Annotated in this window: 21 protein-coding genes, 1 tRNA gene and 3 pseudogenes; 13 read left to right on the top strand and 12 right to left on the bottom strand. The window is 55.8% G+C overall.

Annotated features, from left to right (window positions below; translation table 11 throughout):
• Positions 1–2 precede the first annotated feature (2 nt).
• The 3 genes from HK24_RS02715 to HK24_RS02725 form a co-directional block, all read right to left on the bottom strand.
• Positions 3–935 carry an SH3 domain-containing protein gene (locus tag HK24_RS02715; protein ID WP_198942042.1) on the bottom strand — a complete coding sequence of 311 codons (933 nt, stop codon included), beginning with the start codon at positions 933–935 and terminating at the stop codon, positions 3–5.
• 79 nt (positions 936–1,014) lie between these two features.
• Positions 1,015–1,392 carry a DsrE family protein gene (locus HK24_RS02720; protein ID WP_086633221.1) on the bottom strand — a complete coding sequence of 126 codons (378 nt, stop codon included), beginning with the start codon at positions 1,390–1,392 and terminating at the stop codon, positions 1,015–1,017.
• On the bottom strand, positions 1,389–2,162 hold the full coding sequence (locus HK24_RS02725; RefSeq protein WP_086633222.1) for a HesA/MoeB/ThiF family protein: 774 nt from the start codon (positions 2,160–2,162) through the stop codon (positions 1,389–1,391). The genes HK24_RS02720 and HK24_RS02725 overlap by 4 nt, the downstream gene beginning before the upstream one ends.
• Before the next feature lie 97 nt (positions 2,163–2,259).
• Between HK24_RS02725 and HK24_RS02730 the strand changes: the two genes are divergently transcribed.
• A complete protein-coding gene (locus tag HK24_RS02730) occupies positions 2,260–2,793 on the top strand; it encodes a DUF2939 domain-containing protein (protein WP_046901695.1) in 534 nt (177 codons plus the stop codon).
• Between the two features lie 11 nt (positions 2,794–2,804).
• On the opposite strand, the gene HK24_RS02735 is transcribed toward HK24_RS02730, so the two are convergent.
• Positions 2,805–3,029, bottom strand: a complete 225-nt coding sequence (locus HK24_RS02735; RefSeq protein ID WP_046901696.1) for a DUF3126 family protein — start codon at positions 3,027–3,029, stop codon at positions 2,805–2,807.
• Positions 3,030–3,218: 189 nt separating this feature from the next.
• On the opposite strand from HK24_RS02735, the gene HK24_RS02740 reads away from it, so the two are divergent.
• Positions 3,219–3,818 (top strand): hypothetical protein, encoded by a 600-nt coding sequence (locus tag HK24_RS02740; RefSeq protein WP_046901697.1) that lies wholly within the window; start codon positions 3,219–3,221, stop codon positions 3,816–3,818.
• Positions 3,819–3,852: 34 nt separating this feature from the next.
• Here HK24_RS02740 and HK24_RS02745 read toward each other — a convergent pair whose 3' ends face one another.
• From HK24_RS02745 to HK24_RS02770, 7 genes are all read right to left on the bottom strand, one after another.
• On the bottom strand, positions 3,853–4,554 hold the full coding sequence (locus HK24_RS02745; RefSeq protein ID WP_086633223.1) for a pyridoxine 5'-phosphate synthase: 702 nt from the start codon (positions 4,552–4,554) through the stop codon (positions 3,853–3,855).
• Positions 4,551–5,549: a 4-hydroxythreonine-4-phosphate dehydrogenase PdxA gene (gene pdxA / locus HK24_RS02750; protein WP_086633224.1), complete on the bottom strand. Its 999-nt coding sequence runs from the start codon at positions 5,547–5,549 to the stop codon at positions 4,551–4,553. The genes HK24_RS02745 and pdxA overlap by 4 nt, the downstream gene beginning before the upstream one ends.
• 1 nt (position 5,550) lies before the next feature.
• Positions 5,551–6,972, bottom strand: coding sequence for a M20/M25/M40 family metallo-hydrolase (locus HK24_RS02755; RefSeq protein WP_086633225.1), 1,422 nt, complete (start codon positions 6,970–6,972; stop codon positions 5,551–5,553).
• Between the two features lie 4 nt (positions 6,973–6,976).
• Positions 6,977–9,610, bottom strand: coding sequence for a glycosyltransferase (locus tag HK24_RS02760; protein WP_233126055.1), 2,634 nt, complete (start codon positions 9,608–9,610; stop codon positions 6,977–6,979).
• Positions 9,611–9,743: 133 nt separating this feature from the next.
• Positions 9,744–10,199, bottom strand: a complete 456-nt coding sequence (locus HK24_RS13770) for a hypothetical protein (protein WP_233126058.1) — start codon at positions 10,197–10,199, stop codon at positions 9,744–9,746.
• Between the two features lie 49 nt (positions 10,200–10,248).
• Positions 10,249–10,764, bottom strand: a complete 516-nt coding sequence (locus HK24_RS02765; RefSeq protein ID WP_046901702.1) for a protein-export chaperone SecB — start codon at positions 10,762–10,764, stop codon at positions 10,249–10,251.
• Positions 10,765–10,891: 127 nt separating this feature from the next.
• The gene (locus HK24_RS02770) at positions 10,892–11,182 is read right to left on the bottom strand and encodes a hypothetical protein (RefSeq protein WP_086633226.1); all 291 of its coding nucleotides are present in this window, start codon (positions 11,180–11,182) and stop codon (positions 10,892–10,894) included.
• Positions 11,183–11,347: 165 nt separating this feature from the next.
• Here HK24_RS02770 and HK24_RS02775 point away from each other — a divergent pair, with 165 nt between their 5' ends.
• The 11 genes and pseudogenes from HK24_RS02775 (at position 11,348) to HK24_RS02825 (ending at position 21,844) form a co-directional block, all read left to right on the top strand.
• The gene (locus HK24_RS02775) at positions 11,348–11,680 is read left to right on the top strand and encodes a lipopolysaccharide assembly protein LapA domain-containing protein (protein WP_086633227.1); all 333 of its coding nucleotides are present in this window, start codon (positions 11,348–11,350) and stop codon (positions 11,678–11,680) included.
• Positions 11,681–11,688: 8 nt separating this feature from the next.
• Entirely contained in the window at positions 11,689–12,399 is a 711-nt protein-coding gene (gene pyrF / locus HK24_RS02780; RefSeq protein ID WP_086633228.1) for an orotidine-5'-phosphate decarboxylase, read from the top strand.
• Positions 12,396–13,025 carry a phosphoribosylanthranilate isomerase gene (locus tag HK24_RS02785; RefSeq protein WP_086633229.1) on the top strand — a complete coding sequence of 210 codons (630 nt, stop codon included), beginning with the start codon at positions 12,396–12,398 and terminating at the stop codon, positions 13,023–13,025. The genes pyrF and HK24_RS02785 overlap by 4 nt, the downstream gene beginning before the upstream one ends.
• Before the next feature lie 40 nt (positions 13,026–13,065).
• Positions 13,066–13,156: transfer RNA gene (locus HK24_RS02790), tRNA-Ser, on the top strand.
• 222 nt (positions 13,157–13,378) lie between these two features.
• Positions 13,379–13,576, top strand: a pseudogene (locus HK24_RS14020) (Arm DNA-binding domain-containing protein); the annotation flags it as partial.
• Positions 13,573–14,338 (top strand): annotated as a pseudogene (locus HK24_RS02800) (transposase); the annotation flags it as partial. The pseudogenes HK24_RS14020 and HK24_RS02800, both read left to right, overlap by 4 nt.
• 219 nt (positions 14,339–14,557) lie before the next feature.
• A complete protein-coding gene (locus HK24_RS02805; RefSeq protein ID WP_086633231.1) occupies positions 14,558–15,787 on the top strand; it encodes an acyl-CoA dehydrogenase family protein in 1,230 nt (409 codons plus the stop codon).
• Positions 15,787–17,154 carry an LLM class flavin-dependent oxidoreductase gene (locus HK24_RS02810; protein ID WP_086633232.1) on the top strand — a complete coding sequence of 456 codons (1,368 nt, stop codon included), beginning with the start codon at positions 15,787–15,789 and terminating at the stop codon, positions 17,152–17,154. Before HK24_RS02805 ends, HK24_RS02810 begins: the two co-directional genes overlap by 1 nt.
• A 52-nt stretch (positions 17,155–17,206) precedes the next feature.
• Positions 17,207–19,657, top strand: coding sequence for a TonB-dependent receptor (locus HK24_RS02815; RefSeq protein WP_086633233.1), 2,451 nt, complete (start codon positions 17,207–17,209; stop codon positions 19,655–19,657).
• 1 nt (position 19,658) lies between these two features.
• Positions 19,659–20,954, top strand: coding sequence for an MFS transporter (locus tag HK24_RS02820; protein WP_158092984.1), 1,296 nt, complete (start codon positions 19,659–19,661; stop codon positions 20,952–20,954).
• Positions 20,951–21,844 carry a TauD/TfdA family dioxygenase gene (locus HK24_RS02825; RefSeq protein ID WP_086633235.1) on the top strand — a complete coding sequence of 298 codons (894 nt, stop codon included), beginning with the start codon at positions 20,951–20,953 and terminating at the stop codon, positions 21,842–21,844. Before HK24_RS02820 ends, HK24_RS02825 begins: the two co-directional genes overlap by 4 nt.
• A 15-nt stretch (positions 21,845–21,859) precedes the next feature.
• Here the strand turns inward: HK24_RS02825 and HK24_RS02830 are convergent.
• Positions 21,860–22,022, bottom strand: a pseudogene (locus HK24_RS02830) (IS5/IS1182 family transposase); the annotation flags it as partial.

Here is a 22,022-nt window from a genome sequence, read left to right on the forward strand (position 1 = left end):
AATCAGTTGGATTGAATCGTCTCTCCTGGGAGAAGTCCCCAGAACAGACGACGTGGCAGCCATCCCTCGTAGCCTTTGACGACCACGTGGCACCATTGAGAACTTTGTGGGCAGGCTTTGATGTTGCCCACGGTTCCCGGCTGGAGGACAGCAACCACGCTACTGTCTTCCTCCGGATGGCTCATGAGGAGAACATCACTTTTATGCGCGCGGGCTTCATCCTGCGTCTCGACGTGACCCAGAACGCGTGCATCTGCGCGGCCAATGTGGTCTCCGTCCTTGGCGGAAGCCTCTCCCGTCTGAGCTTTCACGCCTTCAGGCGGCAAGCCCGGAATGACGAAAGTTCGGCTGCCGTACAGCGTTGCCTGATGGACCCATCCCTTCTGGCCGTCGGAGTCTTCGACAAGTCGCCAGACATCGAATTCACGCTCGATCTGAACAGGGAGACCACGGCGATGATAAACCCAGTCGATGGGATAGCGATCACCCGGCCCACGCCGCATATAGACCTTGTCTGCACGCAGGGCTGCGTATCTGGGGAGAGGTAGCCCCGTGTTGCTCCCTTTATCGGTCGGGTCGGTGGGCGGAACATCTGGCGTTGCCGCTGCGGTTGCGGGCTGGCTCGCGGCCGCAGCGGCTGCTGCCGCCCCGGCTCCGGCCGCCGCTACAGGCGCGATATGCTTGCTCGAACCGTGATGCGATGCGTGATGAGTCGTTTTGACGGCCCCTGCACTGTCATTTTTGGCTTTTGCCGATTTCTTTTTCGCATGGGTCGTCTTGGCAGCTGCAGAGGCGTCGGCTTTAGCCGTGTGCTCATGCTTGTGATGGCGCGCTTCTGCGGGGTGAATGGCCAGCAAAGCCGTGCCAGTCGTGACAGCCAGAAGAAACTGACGGCAGCGCAGTGTTCGGGACAGAGGGGTGACAAGCGTTCTCATGACCGCATCCCTGCCAAGGGTGAAGGGTTTCGGCAAGTCACCAAATCACAAAACTTCCGAATTGTTCGTATGTGGAAACTCATAGTGCCGTGATCGGGCGGTCTCCCGCCTGCTCCAGAAAGGTTACGATACCCCGGACAGAAACGGTTTCGACAAGGGCGTCTGGTTCGAGGGCGGCGAGGGCCAGGCCTGTTTCACATGCCATCAGTGTTACATCGAATTCGATCAAGGCGTCCCGCAACTCACGGAAACCCGGCACACCACGAGCGGCAAGTTCATCGTCAGGAATAATGCCTGCGAGACCTGACCAGTCTTTTGCCAGTGCGTGAACACTTTTGCCGCCAGCAAAAATTGTAACTGCACGCCCTAGGGAGAGCATTCCAGCAGCGACGATAAAAGCATAGTGCGCGCGTTGCCAGGAATCGTCTGCCAGCGTCAGAAAAACAGGAGGTTTCACGCTGGTGTGCTTTCGTTATGGGTGTGGACTGGACAGGAGGGATCCCGGGCCAGAGCAAAACTCCGCATGGTTGCGCCTAGAGCATCCCAGATCATGAGGCGTGTTTCATTCCGCCCTTCAAGCTGCATAAGCTCGCGCATCACTTCAACAGCCATCAAACTCCCCATGACGCCCGTTGCTGCGCCGAGCACTCCAGATTGGCCACATGTCGGGGCCTCGGTCTGGGCGGCTTCGGGGAACAGGCAGCGATAGCAGGGGCCGCCAGTCTGAGGTCTGAAAACGGCCAATTGCCCGGAAAATCCCTGAACGGCGCCAGAGACAAGTGTTCGGCCATATTTTACGCAGGCATCTGAGACAGCAAGGCGTGTCTCAAAATTGTCAGTACCGTCGCAAATGAGGTCGTAGTGCGGAACAAGCTCGTCCAGCGTCTCTGCTGTTGCACGGGTGCAGTACGCCGTGACGCGAGACAACGGATTGAGCGCTGCAAGCCGTTCTGCGCCAGCTTTAGCTTTAGGGCGGCCAATGTCCTGTGTCGTGTAGAGAACCTGACGCTGTAGGTTGCTGAGCTCCAGATGATCGTGATCCATCAGGCCAATATGCCCGACACCAGAAGCGGCCAGTTGCTGCGCCAGAGGAGCGCCTAGCCCTCCTGCCCCAACAATCAGGACCGAGGCCTGCCTGACCCGAGCCTGCCCCGTGGCGCCTACCTGCGGAAGCAGAATATGACGGGAATATCGCTCAAGTTCGGCATCAGAAAAATCAAGGTTCATCAGTACAAGATAATTGCTGACTTTTCAGACGGAAAGACGTTAGATTCACGGATGTCCACCTTCCCCTGATTTTCAGGGCCTGTGCGGAGGCTTGAGCGTGAAAAATTCTTTCTGGAAAATATCATACCGAGCCCGACAGGGGCTGGGTGTTACAGCTGGTGCGGTGCTGGCAGCTTACGCTGTTTCTCCGTTTCTGGCGCTGTGGGACATTGACCGTGCCATGAAAGGCAATAATCCCGCCAGATTGATTCCCCATGTGGACTGGAGTTCCCTGACGCATTCTCTCAAGGAGCAGTTCAGACCGCCCGTGCCTGCTTCAGACGATGATCTTCCGGATTTTGGGAGTTCATTTGCGGGAAATGCCATATCGAATGCCATCGATACAGAGCTTTCTCCCACGACCCTCATGTCAACGGCGCATCAGCTGATGCCAGCAGGGTCTTCCAGTTATTCTTCGGGAGGGGGCTGGCCAGTGCTTGGTGGCCTGCATGCTCATTTCGTAAGCCTGAACAAATTTGAGGCACAAGTTGACCAGCCCGGGCAGACGCCGTTCGTTCTGCACATGAAGTTCGAGCACTGGGGCTGGAAAATCACGCGATTTGAATTACCGCAGTCTGCCCCTCGGCCCTAAATAAGGGCTGTTCAGGCCGGAGGAAGATCTTCCTCAAGAACTGTGATGTGAATGGCGTATGAGACTTCGCCTTCATCTTCGTCACGATGAACCGTGCCGATAACTTCGCCTGAAACGGCGAGTTCAACACTCATTCCCTTACGTGCAGGCTTAACGACTGCGAGCTTCGGCGATCCCAGAAGACGCTGCAGCGTCGTTTGAAGGCGTGTCACTTCGGAAAGGGTCATATCGGCCATGAGTGGCACTCCTGTGTTTGGCAAGGTCTTGCCCTGTAGCTCATCGTTACCCTTAAAGGAACCCGTCTCCCCTACCCTGAATGGGTTTCGTGTTGTAGAAATCGGGCTCTTTCTATTTTGCCCTGTCCATTCGGTCCTGTCCGGATTGGTTTAGGGCAGTCCATCCTGACCCCGCGCAAAGGAGACAGAATGCGCCCCTTCCTCTTCCGTACACTCGGAGCTCTCGCCACAACGGCAGCTCTTTCCGGATGCGGTTATTTTGATTCCCGTAACGCTCACAAGGCCCAGTTCGAGATGGTCGGCATGACGGGCTACGATCTCCAGGCCTGCGCCGGTCTTCCGGGAAGCACCAAGAAGCTGAACGATACGACAGAGATCTGGCAGTATGATGGTACGCAGAGCACACCTACCATTTCTTCTGACTCAGGTCTGATTCCTGCACAGTCCATTATCAGCATTTATCAGTCTGCTTTTGGCGGCGGCGGCACAACTTGCCGTATGGTCCTTCGACTGGACCATGATCGTGTTTCCGAAGTGCATTATACGGGAAATGACGACGAATATATCGGCACTGACGGTATATGCTCCATCATCACCCGTGGGTGTGCCCGCCAGAGAGAGTCGACGATGCATCGCGTAAATGCAGGTCCATTCGGTCCGGTGTCAGCCTTCCACCCACCGGCAACACCGGCACAGAGCACCTCGGCCACATACTCCGACCAGTCCGGAAAATATGTGCCGAAATTCACCGACGACAAGACACAGTCGGTTATTCAGCCAGCAAAGTAAGAACGAAAAAGCCGGGATTTATCCCGGCTCTTTTTTATGGGCAGTTGATCAGATATTTCATTTTACGAACGGCTGGGCCCAGGCCATCGAAAACCGCCTGGCTGATCAGGAAATGCCCGATATTCAGCTCAGCCAGTCCTGGAAGCTTGGCCACAGGCGTCACGTTGTCATAAGTCAGACCGTGACCGGCATGGAGTTCCAGTCCACAGTCTGTGACGATTCCGGCGGCATGCTGAAGGCGCTCAAGTTCTCCAGGCTTGTTGTGGGCATAAGCGCCTGTGTGAAGTTCCACAACCGCTGCGCCAAGCTCCGCCGAAGCTTCGATCTGGCGCTGATCCGGATCAATGAACAGAGAGACCCGAATACCCGCGTCTTTCAGGCGCGCAATCCGCGGGGCCAGCACTTCGCGATGTCCTGCGACGTCCAGACCGCCTTCTGTCGTCACTTCCGTACGTTTTTCCGGAACCAGACAGCATGCGTGGGGCTTCAGCAGGCAAGCGATCCGAACCATTTCCTGCGTTGCAGCCATCTCGAAATTCAACGGTGCTGCGAGTGCCTTGAGGCGTGGCATGTCTGCGTCACGGATGTGTCGACGATCTTCCCGAAGATGCGCTGTAATGCCGTCTCCTCCCCATTTAAGGGCAAGCTTTGCGGCTTCTACAGGGTCTGGGTATGCATCGCCGCGGGCGTTTCGCAGGGTGGCAACATGATCGATATTAACACCAAGACGAATCATCGGTTGTCTCCCTTTTTATGACGGGACATGGAATCTGCCAGTCTGAGTGCTGCGAGAAGGCTGGATGGATCAACCTGACTGTCTGAACGTCCTACCGGGCCCGCAATATCGAAGGCAGTGCCGTGATCTGGAGACGTCCTGATAATCGGCAAGCCAATGGTGACGTTCACGCCCTCAGCCATATCAAGCGTTTTCAGGGGAATAAGCGCCTGATCATGATACATACAAATAGCTGCGTCATAGCCCGGCCTCGCTGTTGCGCTGAACATTGTGTCTGGTGGGAACGGACCCATTACGGTCAGTCCTTGGGACTTCAATATGGCTATAGCTGGGCCGATGATGGTTTTTTCTTCCGTGCCCATCACGCCCTCTTCGCCAGCATGGGGGTTTAGGCCAGCGATCGCCAGGCGCGGCTTAGTGATACCAAAGTCACTCTGTAAAGCCTTGTGCGTGGCGAGCGTGACCGCAACAATCCGCTCGGTGGTCAGGCTCTCGATTGCCTGGCGCAGAGACACATGGATCGTCACAGGCACAACCCTCAGATGAGGGGATGCCAGCATCATGACTTCCTGCCCATCGCAATGACAGAGCGCTGCCAGAAATTCTGTGTGCCCAGGAAAGGAAAATCCTGCTGAGGCCAGAATATGCTTGGCAATCGGGTTGGTCGTGATGCCTGCCGCCTGCCCGCTCTGAACATATCGTACGGCCTGTTCAATGCTCGCAATGACTGCAGAAGCATTGCGTGAATCCGGCGTTCCAGAAACGACGGGAGCCAAACATTCAACTGGTACAACAGGCAAGGCATCGGAAAACACGTCTTGAGCATCTTCCGGCCCTTCAATCAGCTTGAAGGGTATCGCGTCGTTGAGAAGCGCTGGATCACCAAGCCAGAAGAAAGTTGGCCCTGTTTCTCGCAGGGCCGACCAGGCCAGGGCGGCCAGCTCCGGCCCTATCCCAGCCGGATCACCGAGGGTCAGGGCAATCGGAGCGTTCATGTCAGCCTGCGTCTGCGAGGGAAGCAATGATGCGCGCCCAAGACCTCACACCTTTGTGGAAGGAGTCCAGGCCGTATTGCTCATTGGGAGAGTGAATACGGTCATCAGATTGTGCGAAGCCAACCATGAGTGCATCCAGTCCTAACGCGTCCCGTACTTCGCCAGCCACTGGGATGGACCCACCGCAGCCGATCGTAGCGGCAGGGATGCCCCATTCGTCAGTTAGAGCTTTCAGTGTGGGAGCAAGAAAGCGACTATCACGAGAGACTTCAAAGCCGGGTGAGCCGCCATGCGCCGTAAATGTAATCTTGGCGTCTGCTGGCAGGGCAGCATTCACATGCGCGCGGAAGGTTTCGCGGATTTTGTCCGGGTCCTGCCCGGGCACAAGCCGGAAGGACACTTTTGCCATTGCTTTTGCGGGAAGGACTGTTTTGAAGCCCTCGCCTTCGTATCCGCCAGAAATACCATTAATTTCGCAACTTGGGCGGCACCAGGTCTGCTCAATGGCGGTATAGCCCTTTTCCCCGGCAGCGACGGATAGGCCAGCTTCTTCCAGCAAGGCCGCATCATCTGGAAACAGTGTTTTCCACTGTGCGCGTGTCTCTGGGGATGGGTCTTGAATGCCGTCGTAGAACCCAGGAAGTGTTACACGTCCGTCAGCATCGCGAAGTGAAGCTAGAATCTGACATAACAGGGCAATAGGATTGGCTACGGCGTTGCCGTAGATGCCTGAATGTAGGTCATGAGAGGCACATTCGATGATGATTTCTTCCGCCATCATGCCTCGGAGTGAGGTTGTAATGCCGGGGGTCTGCCGGTCGGCCATCGACGTGTCGCATACCAGAGCGACATCGGCCTTCAGTTCGGAAGCATTCTCCTGAAGGAATGGCAGGAGATTGCTTCCGCCGCACTCTTCCTCACCTTCCAGGAGAACACTGACCTGCACCGGGATGGAACCGTGGACAATTTTCCACGCCCGGCAAGCCTCTAGGAAGGTCATGACCTGACCTTTATCATCGCTGGCCCCACGTGCCACGATGACCTTGCGTCCAGACGGTTCTTCCACAAGCCTTGGTTCGAAGGGAGGCGCCTTCCAGAGATTTTCCGGGTCAGTCGGCTGCACGTCATAATGGCCGTAGAACAGGACATGCGGCTTGCCTGCCTGGGTAGAATCATGAGCCACGACCATCGGGTGTCCGGGCGCGGCCCAGCGAACTTCACGTATATCCGCGGTGAGACCCATGCTTGCCATATCAGCCTGAAGCCACTCCGCTGCTTTTCGGCAATCTGCAGCGTGTGATGGCTGTGTGGAGATGCTCGGAATTCTCAGGAGGCTGAAAAGCCGCTCGACAGAGGCATCAAGAGACGTGTCGATATGTGAGAGGACAGCATCCAGAGCGGAAATGTGAGAAGTGGTCGTCATTAGGTCAAAGTTCCGAAAGCGGTAATGAAATTCCAACGCGCGGTGCGAGTGTTTTTGCCGACGCTACGTCACCGTGATCTTCGTCATCAGGGATTGGCGCTGGCGTCGGGGTGTCAGATATTTTACGGGGCTGCAGCCGGATCGGAGCAGGCGCAATGGGCCCTGCAGGTTTGTTTTGCCGGATCATACGCGGCGGATGGGTTTGAGCCGGCAGAGCGTCCTGGCCGCTTGCCAATGCCAGAATGGCATTGAGCTGCTGGTCGAAGCGGATTGCTTTCGACGTCTCGGAAACTGTGTGACGAGACTGATTGCTGATTTCGTTCCAAAGTGCCTGATCCTGATACAGGCGCACGATTGCATCAGCAAACCTGTCGGGATCACAGAAACCGCCAGATACGCAATCTTTCCCATCTTCCCAATTCAACTGGGCTCGTGTTGTTTCTGTCAGTACTGCCGGTAAACCTGCAGCCGCAGCTTCAAGAATTTCCTTGGCAGAGGCGCTCATGACGCGGGATGGATCAACAAGGATACGGCGAGAACGATACAGAGCGCTCATATTCACCAGGGATTGCAACGGCTCGACAAGCGAGGCACGCGTGTAGGGTGTCAGATCGACATCGTTCCCTATCTGTCCCGCGATGAGAACTGTTGCGTCTGGCGGAAGCCGTCCCTCGAGTTTCTGAATAACGTCGAGCATGAACCAGTTCAGGCCGTCATGTACTGCATTTCCTGCATCAAGTACGGGTAAGGCAAACAGAATGCCGGAGCGTTCACTGAAGCCCGGCGTACTCGCGAGAGGGGTAACTGGCAGTTGGTCCAACTGCCTGACATTGCCGTAGCCAAGTTGACGGAGACTGTCTGCTTCCGTCTCATGGCTGGTTACCAGGACCTGACACATCCAGGCATCTGCAAGTTCCTGATCGAGATCATCGAGCATCTGCTCACGATCATCAACCGCCCCGACCCGTTTGCGGAGATATGTCTCTTCCGCGCCTGTTCCATCCAGGTCCAGAACGATGTTTAGTTCAGGCAGAGTAGCAGCATGTGCGCGAAGAACTGTAGCGGTGCGTCGAAGCGCGCTGCTGCCACTTACCCAGATCATGTCAAAAGATCCGCTGCGGTCGCGCAGGAAATCAGACAGCTCGGTAATATCGCTGTCGTTCATGATTTCGATGTCGGCCGGAAAATCCAGAGCGGTCGTTACAGTATCCGTGACGTCTCCGTCGATTGGAAAGACCGTAACGTGGTGCCCCTTCTGGCTTAGTGCGAGAACAAGATCCTGCCGTCGTAGATGGGGAGACCCTAGCGAGCGATGTGGCAGTCTGTCGCACAGAAAAAGAACGGTTGGCACGCCAGATGCAAAACGTGCCTTGAACAGTGAACTGCCCTGCATGGGGTGTCTGGAAAGAAGGGACGAGAAGCGCCGCCGCAACCAGTTCTGATTGCGTGTCAGGAAATCGCCTGGAAGTGCGGTTGGTGGTCTGGTTCGATCAAGGATTGACGGGTCATAAACGATTTTCCCGCCGTGTTGACGCAAGGCCAGGCAGAGGGAAAGCAGTCGTGCTTCCGAGCCGATGCAATTCTGATCAATGCTGCCGCATTCTGCTAGTTTCTGGCGCCGACAAAACAGCATGCCAACCGAAATGGCGTCTACCTGACGGCAGAACCCGATCGTGGGTTCGTTTGCTTTGGCGCCGGCCCCAAACCGCAGCGTAGAAGCATCACGCCATACGACTGTTCCAGCTTCCAGCACGCGTCCATCGAGACCGAGGGACTGCCCACCAACGGCCCAGATATCAGGTGTCTTGAAGGCCTGAAGCGCGGCTCTGATGGTACCCGGAAAGGGCTGCGTTCCAGGTTCTATCAGGAGTACAATGGGAGCGCGCGCTGCTTCTACGCCCAGATTGACCTGTTCGCTGCTGCTCGCGCGGAACGAGGGACGCAGAACGCGGATCCCTTTGACAAAACGCTCGATCTGCGCGGTCTCATCCGTTGATCCGGCGTCAACGATAATGACATCGAGCGTGCCTGCGCCGTTGGCATGCAGGGCCGCGAGACTGGAAAGTGTGTCCAGAAACTGGTTAGCCACTGGGATGATGACACTGACTTCCGCCGGGCGAATAAGGCGGAAATCAAGAGGCGCTCTGACGATGGACGGAATAAGTGTTTCTGCGCGTCGCAGGTCCAAATTCTGGTACTGCTGTGCCGTTGCATCCGGGATGTCTTCTTCTACACCAAGAGTGCTCTGTGATTGTACCCAGAGCGCAAAAATGTCTCTGAAATGCCGTTCCCTGAGCTTTCTTTGAACGCCAGGGTGGTGAGCAAACGCCTGGAGATCTACCCCCGTTTGCGGGACACGCATTTCCCGTGCGCCAAACCGGATGAAATGCTCGTACCCATTCCGGAAGCCACCATCTGCTACGATCGCGGCGACATCTGGATACAGCTGAGCATAGTGCGCTTCGCTGAACCATTGGTTCGGACTGTACGCGACGGGATTTGAGTTTGTCAGGTAGTGATGAAGAGCGTTGAGAAAGAGGCCCTGCTCTACTGCTTTTGCGACATCGGGATATGTAGCGAGATACCACTCCGGATCGAAATACCAGGAACTACGGCACAGACCTGCTTCAGATGACATCAAGAACTGCCGAAAGTCTCCCTTTCCGTAATCATATGACAAGCCTCGGCTCAGGCTCGCCATCCGGAAGACAGAAGTTTCAAAAAAGGGATGTGCCTGTCTGTGCTCGTGTTCGCCGTCGGTCAGGTAATGATCATACCCGTTGCTGAACCCTTGAGAGATCAGGACAGGCAAACTGACGTCTGGATTGCGGCTGACTGACGTCTGGATTGCGGCTGAAGTAGTCCGTTTCTGAAAACAGCCAGTGTGGCGAGCGGCTGCGAAAGCCACTTTCACAATAGTGCAGAAAGCCACAGCTGAAGACGCCGTAACCGATCCCGTCTCGAACGTCCGGATTTTGACGGAGATACCATTCTTCATCAAAGAACCGGTTCGGTGAGAGGCCTCTGCTGGCACCTTTTTCAAGCCAGTGAGTTTCCATTGCCTCATTGCTGAGGTTCAACGGCAGACCGTCATCGCTCAGAAGCTTTTCTTCGCGCAGAACGTGAGCATAGCGTGTCCGGTACCACTCCGCATCAAAGCGTCCCCACACGGGGGGACGGCTACCGGAAAAAGCCGGGGAAGCTAGGATGTAGTCTTTCAGGCTCATGCGGACCGTTTCCTCTGCGCGAAACTCTTACTTCAGTGCCAGCAGTATTTCAGTTCTGTTGAGTGCGGCGGCTTTGCCAGAGATCATGGAAGTTGATCGGTTGGATATTGCCCACAGGGAAGCCTGCTTCCCGGATCGTATTAAGCAGGATCATTCTTGCAGACGGGAACAGATACCCAGGAGCATTGACCAGCAGCAGAGGTTCGACATCTGCCTGTGTGACCAGACCGGAAAGCGCAAAGAGACCCGCATAAGCGATCTGAAGTTCATAAAGCGTACGGGCATTGTGTGTGGCGGACTGCGGGGCGTCCAGACCCTGAGCACGGATTACCAGCGTGACTTCGAAATTCGGGTGCCCTCCCGGAAGCTGCCGGGCTGTCACGTCTACCGTCATGCCGATATGGGGCTCGCCTGAAATATCGCGATAGATGTCAGGCGTATTCTGTACGTCGATGGACAGTGTGCGAAGGTATTGAGAGCCAAGGACGAGTGTAGGGGCAGCAGCCGGGCTTGCAGAAACGCCCGAAGCGCCCTGAAGTGTGTCTGCGTGATCGTGATCGTTCATCCTGACCTTACCTTGTAAGCTATGCACGGTGTCCTGCGTAGTCGTCTGAAAGCGCAGCAACATGTCTGAAATAGTCTTGTGTCATGAGGGCGGCATTTTGGCTACCCGGCAACACTTTCTGCTGATCTCAAATGAACCTGCCACGTAGCATTCCCAAAGCTGGCAACGGTGCCCATCGTTTAGGTAATTCGGCCCGGCGTATACGCTCGATGTGATAGACGGGCGGTGGCTGCTGTTCACTGATAAGAAATCGCGAGTAAGTCCTGACCTGAGCCATGCGCCACTGGCAGTCAGCTTCAGCGGCCTTTTGGGATAGATGAATATCTGCGACGACTTTGCGCTTTCCCTGTGAAGCAATGACAGCCCAGAGAAGATCAGCTTTTGGAAGTGTCGGGCGGAGGGGGATGACTTCGGACATAGCTCTCCCTTTCAGTGAGGCGCTGAGAATGTTATCGCCTTAAAGGAACGTCAGCATCGGTGCTTGGTTATGTTCCAGACGCAAGCACATCATGAGTGCTGACAGGAAATCAATCCTCCCGTGGTGCGGTTCGTGCCTCACGGGCAGCACGAATAGGACATTCCTATGCTGAGACTTCTTTTTATTGTCATCTTTCTGGCCGTATTGATCGTATTCGCCCTGAGCAACACGGACCTTGAGCCGATCTGGCTGATTTCTTTTGGCTGGCATCTGTCCGTGGGTACGCTCGCGCTGGGCATCGGTGTCGTGGGGCTGATCTTCGGGTTTCTCACGGGCTGGGTGGGTGAGTTTCGTCAACGCTCCCGAGCTCGTCGCTCCGAAGCGCATGTCCGCACTCTGGAAAGCCAGCTTGTTGAGCTGCACCAGCGCCTTGATCGCCTCCAGACACCGCCTGTTGCTGCTACGACAACAGTGTCCTCACCTGAAAACCGGATCTGACTGCACCCATGACCAAGCGCACCCGGCTGATTGCCGCTTTTGATACAAACAGTCGAACGCAGGCAGAAGAGTGGTCTTCAAGTCTTGGGCATGCTGTTGATGCCATCAAGCTTGGCCTCGAGTTTACGTATGCCTGTGGTCTGGATGCCGTAAAGTCTGTGTCTGCCGGGCATGAGTTGTTTCTGGACCTCAAACTGCATGATATTCCCAATACTGTAGCTTCGGGACTGTCTGCATTGGCGCCACTGCGCCCTGCCCTGACGACAATTCATGCTTGTGGTGGCACCGAGATGATCTCACGGTCCCGCGAAGCCTTGGAGCAGGCTTTTCCGAATGACGAAAAGCGCCCCAAACTGCTGGCCGTAACTGTTCTGACGAGCATGGATGAAGCCGGGCTCAGAGAAACCGGTGTTGAGGCTACGCCACGGGAACAGGTTCTGGGTCTTGGCAAACTGGCCATTCGTGCCGGTGCGGATGGCCTTGTATGCTCGGCACATGAGATTGCTCTTTTGCGAGACGCTTTGGGCGATGATCCGGTTTTGGTTGTTCCTGGCATTCGGCCAGAGGGTACCGCTTCCAATGACCAGAAGCGCATCATGACGCCCACTCAGGCAGCAAAAGCAGGAGCAGACTGGATTGTTGTAGGTCGCCCGATCACGCGTTCGCCCAATCCCGCAAAAGCTGCGGCAGCTATTATGGCTGAGCTTGCGAGCGTATGACGAGAGTTAAAATCTGCGGTGTGCGAGATGTCGCGACCATGCAGCTTTGCGCCAGTTTAGGCGTAGACTGGGTTGGCTTCGTCTTTCATCCGGCATCACCGCGATACGTTTTGCCGGAACAGGCCCGCCGGTTGCATGAGAGTGTGTCAGGCGGTCTTACATCCTCTCGTGTCGGGTTGTTCGTCAAAGCCGATGACAAAACAATTGAGCACACTCTGGAAACAGTGCCGCTCAATGTTTTGCAGATTTACGATTCAGTTGAGCGTGCAAAAGAAATCAGAAGTCGATTTGGACTTCCCGTCTGGTTGGCACGCGGGATGAAGTCCGCTTCGGATCTTCCTGTTCGCGCTGAGGTTGACGGATATGTCATTGAAGCCCCCCGGCAGGATGGAGACGATCGTCCGGGCGGCCTTGGGCGCACATTCGATTGGGCCTTGACCCAGGAATGGAAGGCTCCAGCCTTCTGGATGTTGGCAGGTGGCCTGACGCCTTCCAATGTTCAAAACGCTATTAATGCCAGTTCAGCGCCCGCTGTGGATGTGTCTTCGGGTGTTGAAAGCCGCGTAGGTGAAAAATCTCACAAATTAATTGAACAATTCGTCGAAAAAGCCCGCATAAGGGGTTGATCTTCAAACAGACCTTTCGTAAACACCACCTCGCTCGACAGGAGAGATGGCCGAGCGGCTTAAGGCGCACGCTTGGAAAGCGTGTGTACGTTAATAGCGTACCGTGGGTTCGAATCCCACTCTCTCCGCCAACGATACCCCCACCATTAGTACACGCTATTGACCAAGGGCAGCCGTTTCTGCCCTTTTCGTTCATCGGGTTTGTGTCCATTAATGATGAGAACAAAACATGAACTTTAATCGTGATAAGGGGTAGCTATGGGGGTATCGTTTGAGGCGTGGGAGTATCGGTGCTGACAGACGTAGCAATCCGCAAATCTTTCCCGCGGGAATCTTAGTATAAACTTAGCGATGCGCAGGGTTTGCACCTTATTGTTCGCCCGAATGGCGCTAAGATCTGGCGACTGGAATATCGGTTCGGCGGAAAAGAGAAGACACTCTCGTTCAGTGCCTATCATAACGACGGCTGGAGGTTCGAAAAACCCCTTGGTTTTAAGGTTGCCTCTGTAATTCTGTTTTCCTCCGCGTACATTGGGGAGAGGATCGCATGAAGCAGGTGGACTTCTTTGATGTTGTAGAGCAGCTGGCTCGCCTGCGTGGGTTTGTGATTAACTCAAAGCTTTTCCCCGACTGTGGATTTTGAAGTGTTCCGCCCTGACCCGAAAGGGTCTCTGGCCCATGTGGATGGGGGAAAGGCGGACGGTCGCAGTTTGACCCGGTGTTGATGTTCAAAATTCTGATGATCCAAGCGCTGAATAATTTGTCCGACGAACGAACGGAATATTTGATCAACGATTGCCTATCCTTTACGCGTTTGCTGACGCTTGGGCTGTCGGACCGCGTGCCTGACGCCAAACGGCCTGGCTGTTCCGTGAGCGATTCATTTGAGCTGGTGTTATCGACATGCTGTTCAACCGCTTTGATGCGACCCTGCGGGACACCATTGATCTACCGATGTCAGGTCACATCTTGAATGCGACATTGGTTGCAGCTCCAAAGCAGCGCAAGACAAACGCTGAGAAGACGGACCTCCGGTAAGGTCGGCTCCCACAAGACTGGCAGAACAATCCCTCAAAGCTGTCTCATAAAAACAGGCATGCGCGCTGGACGCTGAAGTCCATCAAAGCGACAGGATGATGGAACATGTCGTGCAACGAATTTTGCCGTTCCCGTTCGTTGGTTACAAATTGCATATTTATATTGACCGGCAGTTCAGTTTCACCCGGAAATGGACAGCGACCGATACTGCAGCCTGTGATGGCGGCAGGCTACGCGAGCCAAAGACCCCGGTCACAAACCAGATTTTTTCAATTATCTACACATAAATTTAACTATATAATATAGTTAAAATATTTAATAACCATGAGTTTGACACAACAAAAGAATCACTACACAATTTATTTGATATTAAATAATAACGAAACGGTATGGTTTTATGTCTGTAGTGTTTGCCAGTTCCTGTCCTCCGATGATGCCGGGCTCTCCCCTGCTCTCACTCCCTTTGTTCGGACCGCACGCCACAGGTAGACACCATGACCTACATATCCGCTCCTCTTCCTAATCTCTCCCTTCTCTGGGGACAGGATGCGCGTGAAAATACTCCGCTTCACGAGCGTTTTTCTGCCGTTTTCGAAAAAATTCGGAAGCAGGCTCTTCACGCTGAACTGAACCGCGAACTTCCTTTCGAGCAGATACGCCTTCTCAAGGAGAGTGGTTTCACGGCGCTCCGCGTTCCCGTAGTGCATGGTGGCCTTGGTGCCAGTCTTGAGGATCTGTTTTCTCTTATCACGGCGTTAGCCAAGGCCGATTCAAACGTTGCACAGGCGCTCCGAGCCCATTTCGGCTTCGTTGAGCATCTCCTGTTCGAACCCGATGGCCCCTATCGTACGAAATGGCTCGATCGGCTTGGAGCCGGACAGACCGCAGGGGCCGCAGCCGCTGAAGGCCCGGCGTCAAAGCGTGATCTTTTCAGCACGACCCTGTCCCAGAAAGATGGCCAGTGGGTCATTAACGGCTCGAAGTTCTTTACGACCGGTTCGCTCTATGCCGATTGGCTGACTGTTACCGGCACAACGGAAGATGGCCAGACCGTCAAAACACTGGCTGCCCGCAATGATCCCGGCCTGGAAATTGTGGATGACTGGGACGGTGTTGGGCAACGCCTGACCGCCAGCGGCACGGCACATTTCCGTGACGTCCATACCGAAGACGCCGATCTGCGTTACGGCAACACGGCCTTCCCGCACTCCCAGGCATTCTTCCAGCTCTATCATCTGGCGACTGTTGCCGGGATTGCGCGCTCCGCTGCAACGGACGTAGCGGATGCCGTGCGGCGCCGCAAACGCACCTTCAGCCACGGGAATGCAGACCTTCCCGCAGAAGATCCGCAAATACTCGAAGTTGTCGGTCATGTCTTCAGTGGCGCCTATATCGCCGGTGCAGCTGTTGAACGCGCTGCCCGCGCCATTCAGGCCGTTGCAGATAGTCCTGCCTCGGAAATCGACCTCACGATTGCGCGTGCTGAACTCGAAGTCTGGCAGGTACAGGATCGGATTTTGCCGCTGGTTCTGGAAGCCACCACGGCTTTGTTCGACGCGCTAAGCGGTGGTGCAACCTTGCGGGTCGTTGGATTGGATCGACATTGGCGCAACGTTCGGACACTGGGTAATCACAACCCCCGTGTCTATCGCACACGCGTTGTTGGGGATTACGCTGTCAATGGAATCCTGCCCCCTGCTCAGTGGCGCGTGGGGGTGGCGTAATGGGACAGCACATCATCCTCAACGGCTTTACGATGGCCACGGTCTCGCACCTGAATTACGGCCTGTGGCGCCATCCCGCTGACCAGACACATCGTTACAAGGACATCAGCTACTGGACTGACCTGGCACGCACACTCGATGACGCTGGGTTCGATGCCCTGTTTATCGCGGATGCCCTCGGCCAGATTGATGTTTACGGCGGCAGTCCAGACGCTGCCCTGAAGCACGGTATCCAGTCCCCACTGATCGATCCGCTTCTGCTGGTGTCCGCCATGGCCGCCGCGACGACGACGCTTGGTTTTGGCATCACGCTGTCCACGACGTATGAGCACCCCTATCTTCTCGCCCGCAAGCTGACGACGCTCGACCATCTGACAAAGGGCCGTCTGGGCTGGAACATTGTGACGTCGCAGCAGGAAAGTGCGGCTCGCAATCTTGGATTAGACCATCAGATACCCCATGACGAACGCTACGACCGGGCGGACGAGTTCATGAGCGTCGTCTACAAGTTGTGGCTGAAATCCTGGGAAGACGATGCTGTCATCCGACGCCAAACGGCTTCAGGTGAGTGGATCTACACCGATCCGGCAAAAGTTCACCCTATACGACATGAAGGCCAGTACTACCGCGTTCCGGACGGCCATACTGCCGAGCCCAGCGCGCAACGGGTTCCCGTTCTGCTTCAGGCAGGCGCTTCAGCCCGGGGGGGGGCATTCGCGGCACGACATGCGGAAGTCATTTTCGTCGTAGGTGCTGGTGCAGAAGGGACAAGAAAGAATGTCCGGCGTATTCGTGAGGACGCTGCTCGTGAAGGTCGCGACCCAGGCAGCCTGCGCTTCATTTGCGCCGCAGCGGTCGTGGTGGGGGAGACTGAGGAAGACGCTATTCGCAAATTCGCGGAATACAAAGCCTTCTACGATGCCACCGGATCGCTCATCCACTACTCCTCAATGACGGGTGTGGACTTCTCAAAAAACCAGACAGACGAGGTCCTGACCTATCGTCCGACGGAAGCCAGCCAGTCTGTCCTTGAACAGTTTGATCCTGCCATCAGTGGTCGTTCATGGACTATTGCAGAAGCCACAAGCCCGGCAGAAGGCTTTGGCCGTGCCAAAACTTTCGTCGGTACAGGTGAAACCGTCGCGGATCAGATTGAGCAGTGGCTCGAGGAATCCGAGACCGATGGCCTCAATCTGATCCAGCTCGTTAATCCGGACAGCTACAACGACTTCATCCGCCTCGTTCTGCCGGAACTGAAGCGTCGTGGCCGTATCAAGCCCAAGGACGGCAAGACGCTGCGTGAAAGGCTTTTCCCGCAGAATACGTCCGCACATCCAGCTCCCGACCACCCGGCCTGGCGCTGTTGACCCTCCCAAGACCTGAAAATTCCCGTTTCCTGTATCTTGTGAGTGTATCTCCATGCCCGCATTTTCATTTTCCAGCCGTAGCGCCAGTGGCTCCGTTTCTCTGATTGCCCTGCTGACTCTCTCGGTTAATACCTACGCTTTCGCTGATACTGCTTCTCCGGCCATCAAGGTGGGCACAAATCCGCGTCACGGCACGCCTGCGCTGCCTGCTCACAAACCGGCTGCATCCCGCGCCATCAGCGCCAAAGCAACCGAAAGCATTGGGGTGGAAGGACACCGCCAAGCTAACTGGGTATCCAATCCCGTTTCTGCTGTTACCATTCGCGAATATGCCGCCGGAACCAATCCGCTCAAGGCCCTCACCCGACTACCTGGCGTTCTGTTCAATTCCGGTGATCCGCAGGGCGTGAACACTTGGCAGAACTCCTTCCTGATGCACGGCTTCGATCAGAGCCAGATCGGCATGACGCTGGATGGGATTCCGCTTGGAGACCAGCAATTCAGCAACGTTAACGGCCTGAGCCCGACCTCCGCTATTTCGTCTGAAAACATTGAGCGTATGGATGTTTCGGCGTCCACCGGTTCGGAGAGCGTGGCCAGTACGTCCAATCTGGGCGGTACAGTGCAGTTTATCTCACGCGATCCGTCTCACAAACGGGGGGGCAGTGTGAACCAGACTTTCGGGAGTAATGCGACCTACCGGACGTTTGTGCGTCTCGAAAGCGGTGATCTGAACCGCCAAGGGACGCGCTTCTATGTCTCCTATGCCCGCAACGACACCACCAAATGGCGTGGTGGGCAGGACCAGTTCATGCAGCAGGTCAACGCCAAGGTTCTGCACCCTATCGGGCAGGACAGCCGCATTACGGCCTACTTCGACTACACCGATATGCAGATGCAGAACTATCAGGACTATAGCCTGGATATGTTCAATAACGGTGGCTACGCGATCGATAACTTCATCGGGCAGCCCGGCGGCTATGAAAAGGCATATCGTCTCGCTCTGGCCCAGCGTGGACTTCCGGGAGGACAGGTTCCTGCAGCCTATGCCAACCTCAAGAGCCCTTACACCGCGTCCTATTACGAGGGCGCCCAGATGCAGCATTCCTATGTTGGGGGTGTATCGGCCGACCTTGCCCTGACTGATCGCTTGCGCTGGCAGAGTACGGTCTATGGGCATCGCTCCTATCAGCGCGGTTCAGTCGCAAGCCCTCTGATCTCGTCCCCTAACGGAGCGCCTCTGATCGATCAGGTTACCCAGCCCGATACGAACCGCTTCGGCTTCACGACGTCCCTGTCCTATCGCATCGCGCATAACGTGCTGAATGTAGGTCTGTGGTATGAAAATACTCATTTCGACATTAGTAAGCCGCTTTACCAGCAGCCGCTGCTGCAGGACGTCCTCGACGGGACCGCAACACCCGTCAACGGGCTCGACAACCTCAAGAACCCTTTCCAGAATGGCTACCGACAGGTCTTTAATACCAACACGTTTGTCGCTTATTTCCAGGATACGTATCACGTTACCAGCACCATCGCGCTCCATGCTGGTTTCCGATCCGTCCTGAACACGACCCGCGTCGGCGCGCTGGCCAACTGGGAAACTTACACCCGCACGACCGCTATCGCTGGTGGAGACTCACTCACGTCCAGCAAGCCTTTCCTGCCGCATTTCAGCGGGGAATGGCGCTTCGCTCCCGGCCATCAGCTCTATTTCGATATCGCGGAGAACGTGAAGGTTTATCCCGTCTCAGGCTATAACAGCGGCTCATCGCCGTTCTCGACCTCACAGGCCGCCTATCAGGCCTCCAAAAGTACGCTGCGCCCCGAAACGGACTGGAATTTTGCAGGAGGCTATCGTTATACCGGCCGTCTCGTCAGCGGTTCGCTCTACGGCTATCACACGATCTTTTCCAACCGGCTGCAGCGCATCTCCACCGGTCCGACAACCCAGCCCTACACGACCATCCAGAACGTCGGCGGTGTGACGATGACCGGTGTGGATGGTGCCGTCACGCTCACACCCGTTAAGGGGCTGAGCCTGACCAACAGCATCAGCTACAACCACGCCGTCTATGACAACAACATTACTCAGACCGTCAACGGATCGCGGGTGACTTACAATATCCGCGGCCAGCAGGTCGTGGCCTATCCACGTCTTATGTATCACGCTGACCTGTCCTACACTTGGCATGATCTTCAGGCACATATCGAGGCCCAGTATGTCGGCAAGCGGAATCTTAGCTACACTGGCGACACGAAGGTCCCGTCCTACTGGCTGACTAATTTCGGTGCACGTTACGACCTGAGCAAACAGTTGCACCGCTTGTCTCACACGGGCTTTCTCCAGCACCTCTCGGTCGACCTGAATGTCTATAACCTGACGAACGTAAAATACATCTCCACCATGGGGCAGAACGGTTACCCTATGGCTGGTGATTACCAGTCTGTCGTCCTCGGTGCGCCCCGCCAGTACTTCGGCGCTGTTCATGCGGATTTCTGACATGCAGACGACGTTTCCCGCCGCTCCGCTTCTGCCAGCCAGCCGCCTGCCCCGCAGCTTTACCCTCCAGTATGCCGGCCTTCTGGTCTTCATGATCGGGGATGGCGTCGAGGTCGGCTATCTGTCGCCGTTTCTGGTCCAGACGGGGCAGACGGAGCACTTCGTAGCCCTTCTCTTCACAGCCTACGGACTTTTCGCTGCTCTGGCGGCCTGGTTCTCGGGCTTGCTGTGCGACATCTTTGGTAGTCGCGCCGTCATGACGGCTGGTCTGTTATTCTGGATCGTGCCGCAACTTCTGTTTCTTGGCGTTGCCATTCCGGCTCATTCTTCAGCCTTGCTACTCTTAACCTACGGGTTGCGAGGAGCGGGATATCCGCTGTTTTCCTATGGACTGCTGACCTTGCTCGTCACCACGATCCGTCAGGACCGGTTGGGTCGTGCTGTCGGTCTGTTCTGGTTCTGCTTTACCTGCGGCTTGCCCACGGTCGGTTCTATTGTGGCGCAACTCCTGCTCCCCGTTTACGGCCAGTACATTACACTCTGGATCGCCCTTCTCGGCGTGGGAGCGGGTGGCCTCCTTGCCGTCCTGCCGCTGCCCACTACGCCACGTGCAGAGAAAGGCAGCCTGAAAGACATCGGTCCTACCCTGCGTGAAACGGTTCGTCAGATCCGTCACAATCCAGGCGTCGGTCTGGCGTGCATCGTGCGGGCAGTCAATTCCAGCGCTACGCATGGCCTGATCGTTTTCATGCCATTCTTTTTTACGGGTCGTCTGGGCTTGTCACAGGATGTATGGATTCGCTTTCTCGAAATCATCTTCGCCAGCAACATCGTCTTTAACCTGCTGATCGGTTTCGCCAGCGACTATATTTCATGGCGGCAGACCATCATCTGGTTTGGCGGTATCGGGAGCGCCGTGAGTTGCGTTGGTCTGTATTGGATCCCGCTGCTGTACGCCCACAGTAGCCTGCTCGCGGTTTATGGCTCTGCCGCAGTTTTTGGCATGACGCTTGCCGGATATGTGCCGCTTTCGGCTCTGACGCCCTCTCTTCTGCCGGATCACAAAGGTATCGCCATGTCCCTGCTGAACCTTGGCGCCGGAAGTAGCGTCTGGATCGGGCCTTTCATCGTTTACCTTTTTGAAGGCGCAGTCGGCACGCAGGGAATTATCCTCATCTACGCCGCACTGTTCCTCGCAAGCGCAATCCTGACCTTTTTCATTACGCCTCCGTCTCTCACGCGACCTGACCGCACCAGTAGTCAGGCACTCCCCCAATCCGAAGGAGTTCCCTCATGACACAGCTTACGATCGAAAAGGTCACATCCCGTATCGGCGCCATTGTCCATGGGATTAACGCCCGCGAACTTCTGCCTGAAGAGCACAAAGCATTCATCCATGATGCTCTGCTGCGCCATAAAGTGATCTTCCTGCGTGACCAGTTCCTCGATGATGCCCAGCACGAAACGTTCAGTCGTGTCTTCGGAGACCCAATCCTTCACCCGACAATCCCCGCAGCCGCAGGGACGCCCTATACGTTCGAACTGAACTCCCGCAACGGTCGTTCCACGGATTCATGGCATACAGACGTCACTTTCGTGCCGGCTTACCCCAAGGCCTCGATCCTGCGCGCTATCACGATCCCGCCTTATGGCGGCAGCACACTCTGGGCTAATACAGCCACGGCCTATGACGATCTCCCTGCGCCTTTGCAGCAGCTTGCCGACACACTTTGGGCCGTTCATGGCAACGATTACGACACCAATTTCTACAAATACGACACGCGCCACGAGGAAATTGCGGACTTCCGCGCTCGTTTCATTTCACGCCTTTATGAGACAGAACATCCGGTCGTGCGCGTTCATCCTGAGACCGGGGAGCGCACCCTTATTCTGGGCCATTTCTTCAAGGAAATTCGCGGCATCCCCACGCAGCATGCCAATCGGCTGCTGGAGATCTTCCAGTCTTACATCACGCAGATTGACAACACCGTCCGCTGGAACTGGAAACCGGGTGACGTTGCCATCTGGGACAACCGCGCCACCCAGCACTATGCCACAGCCGATTTCGATACTCATCCCCGGCTCCTGCGTCGTATCACCGTGCGTGGCGATATCCCTCTCAGCATCACCGGAGAAAAGAGCCGTCTGCTCAAAGGTCCCGATAATGGCCAGGATCTGGATCATTAATTCTAGGCTCAGGACTCATAGCCAGAAGAAGACGGTCGGGCATCTGTCATAGCGTGTTGCGACCCGCCGCCAGTCCTTGAGCCTTCCGAACATGATCTCGATGCGGTTGCGGCGTTTGTATTTTCGCTTGTCGTATTTGACTGGTTTTCCGTGAGATTTCCGTCCTGGAATGCAGGGC

This window comes from Gluconobacter sp. DsW_058, from assembly GCF_002153615.1.
GTDB lineage: Bacteria > Pseudomonadota > Alphaproteobacteria > Acetobacterales > Acetobacteraceae > Gluconobacter > Gluconobacter cerinus.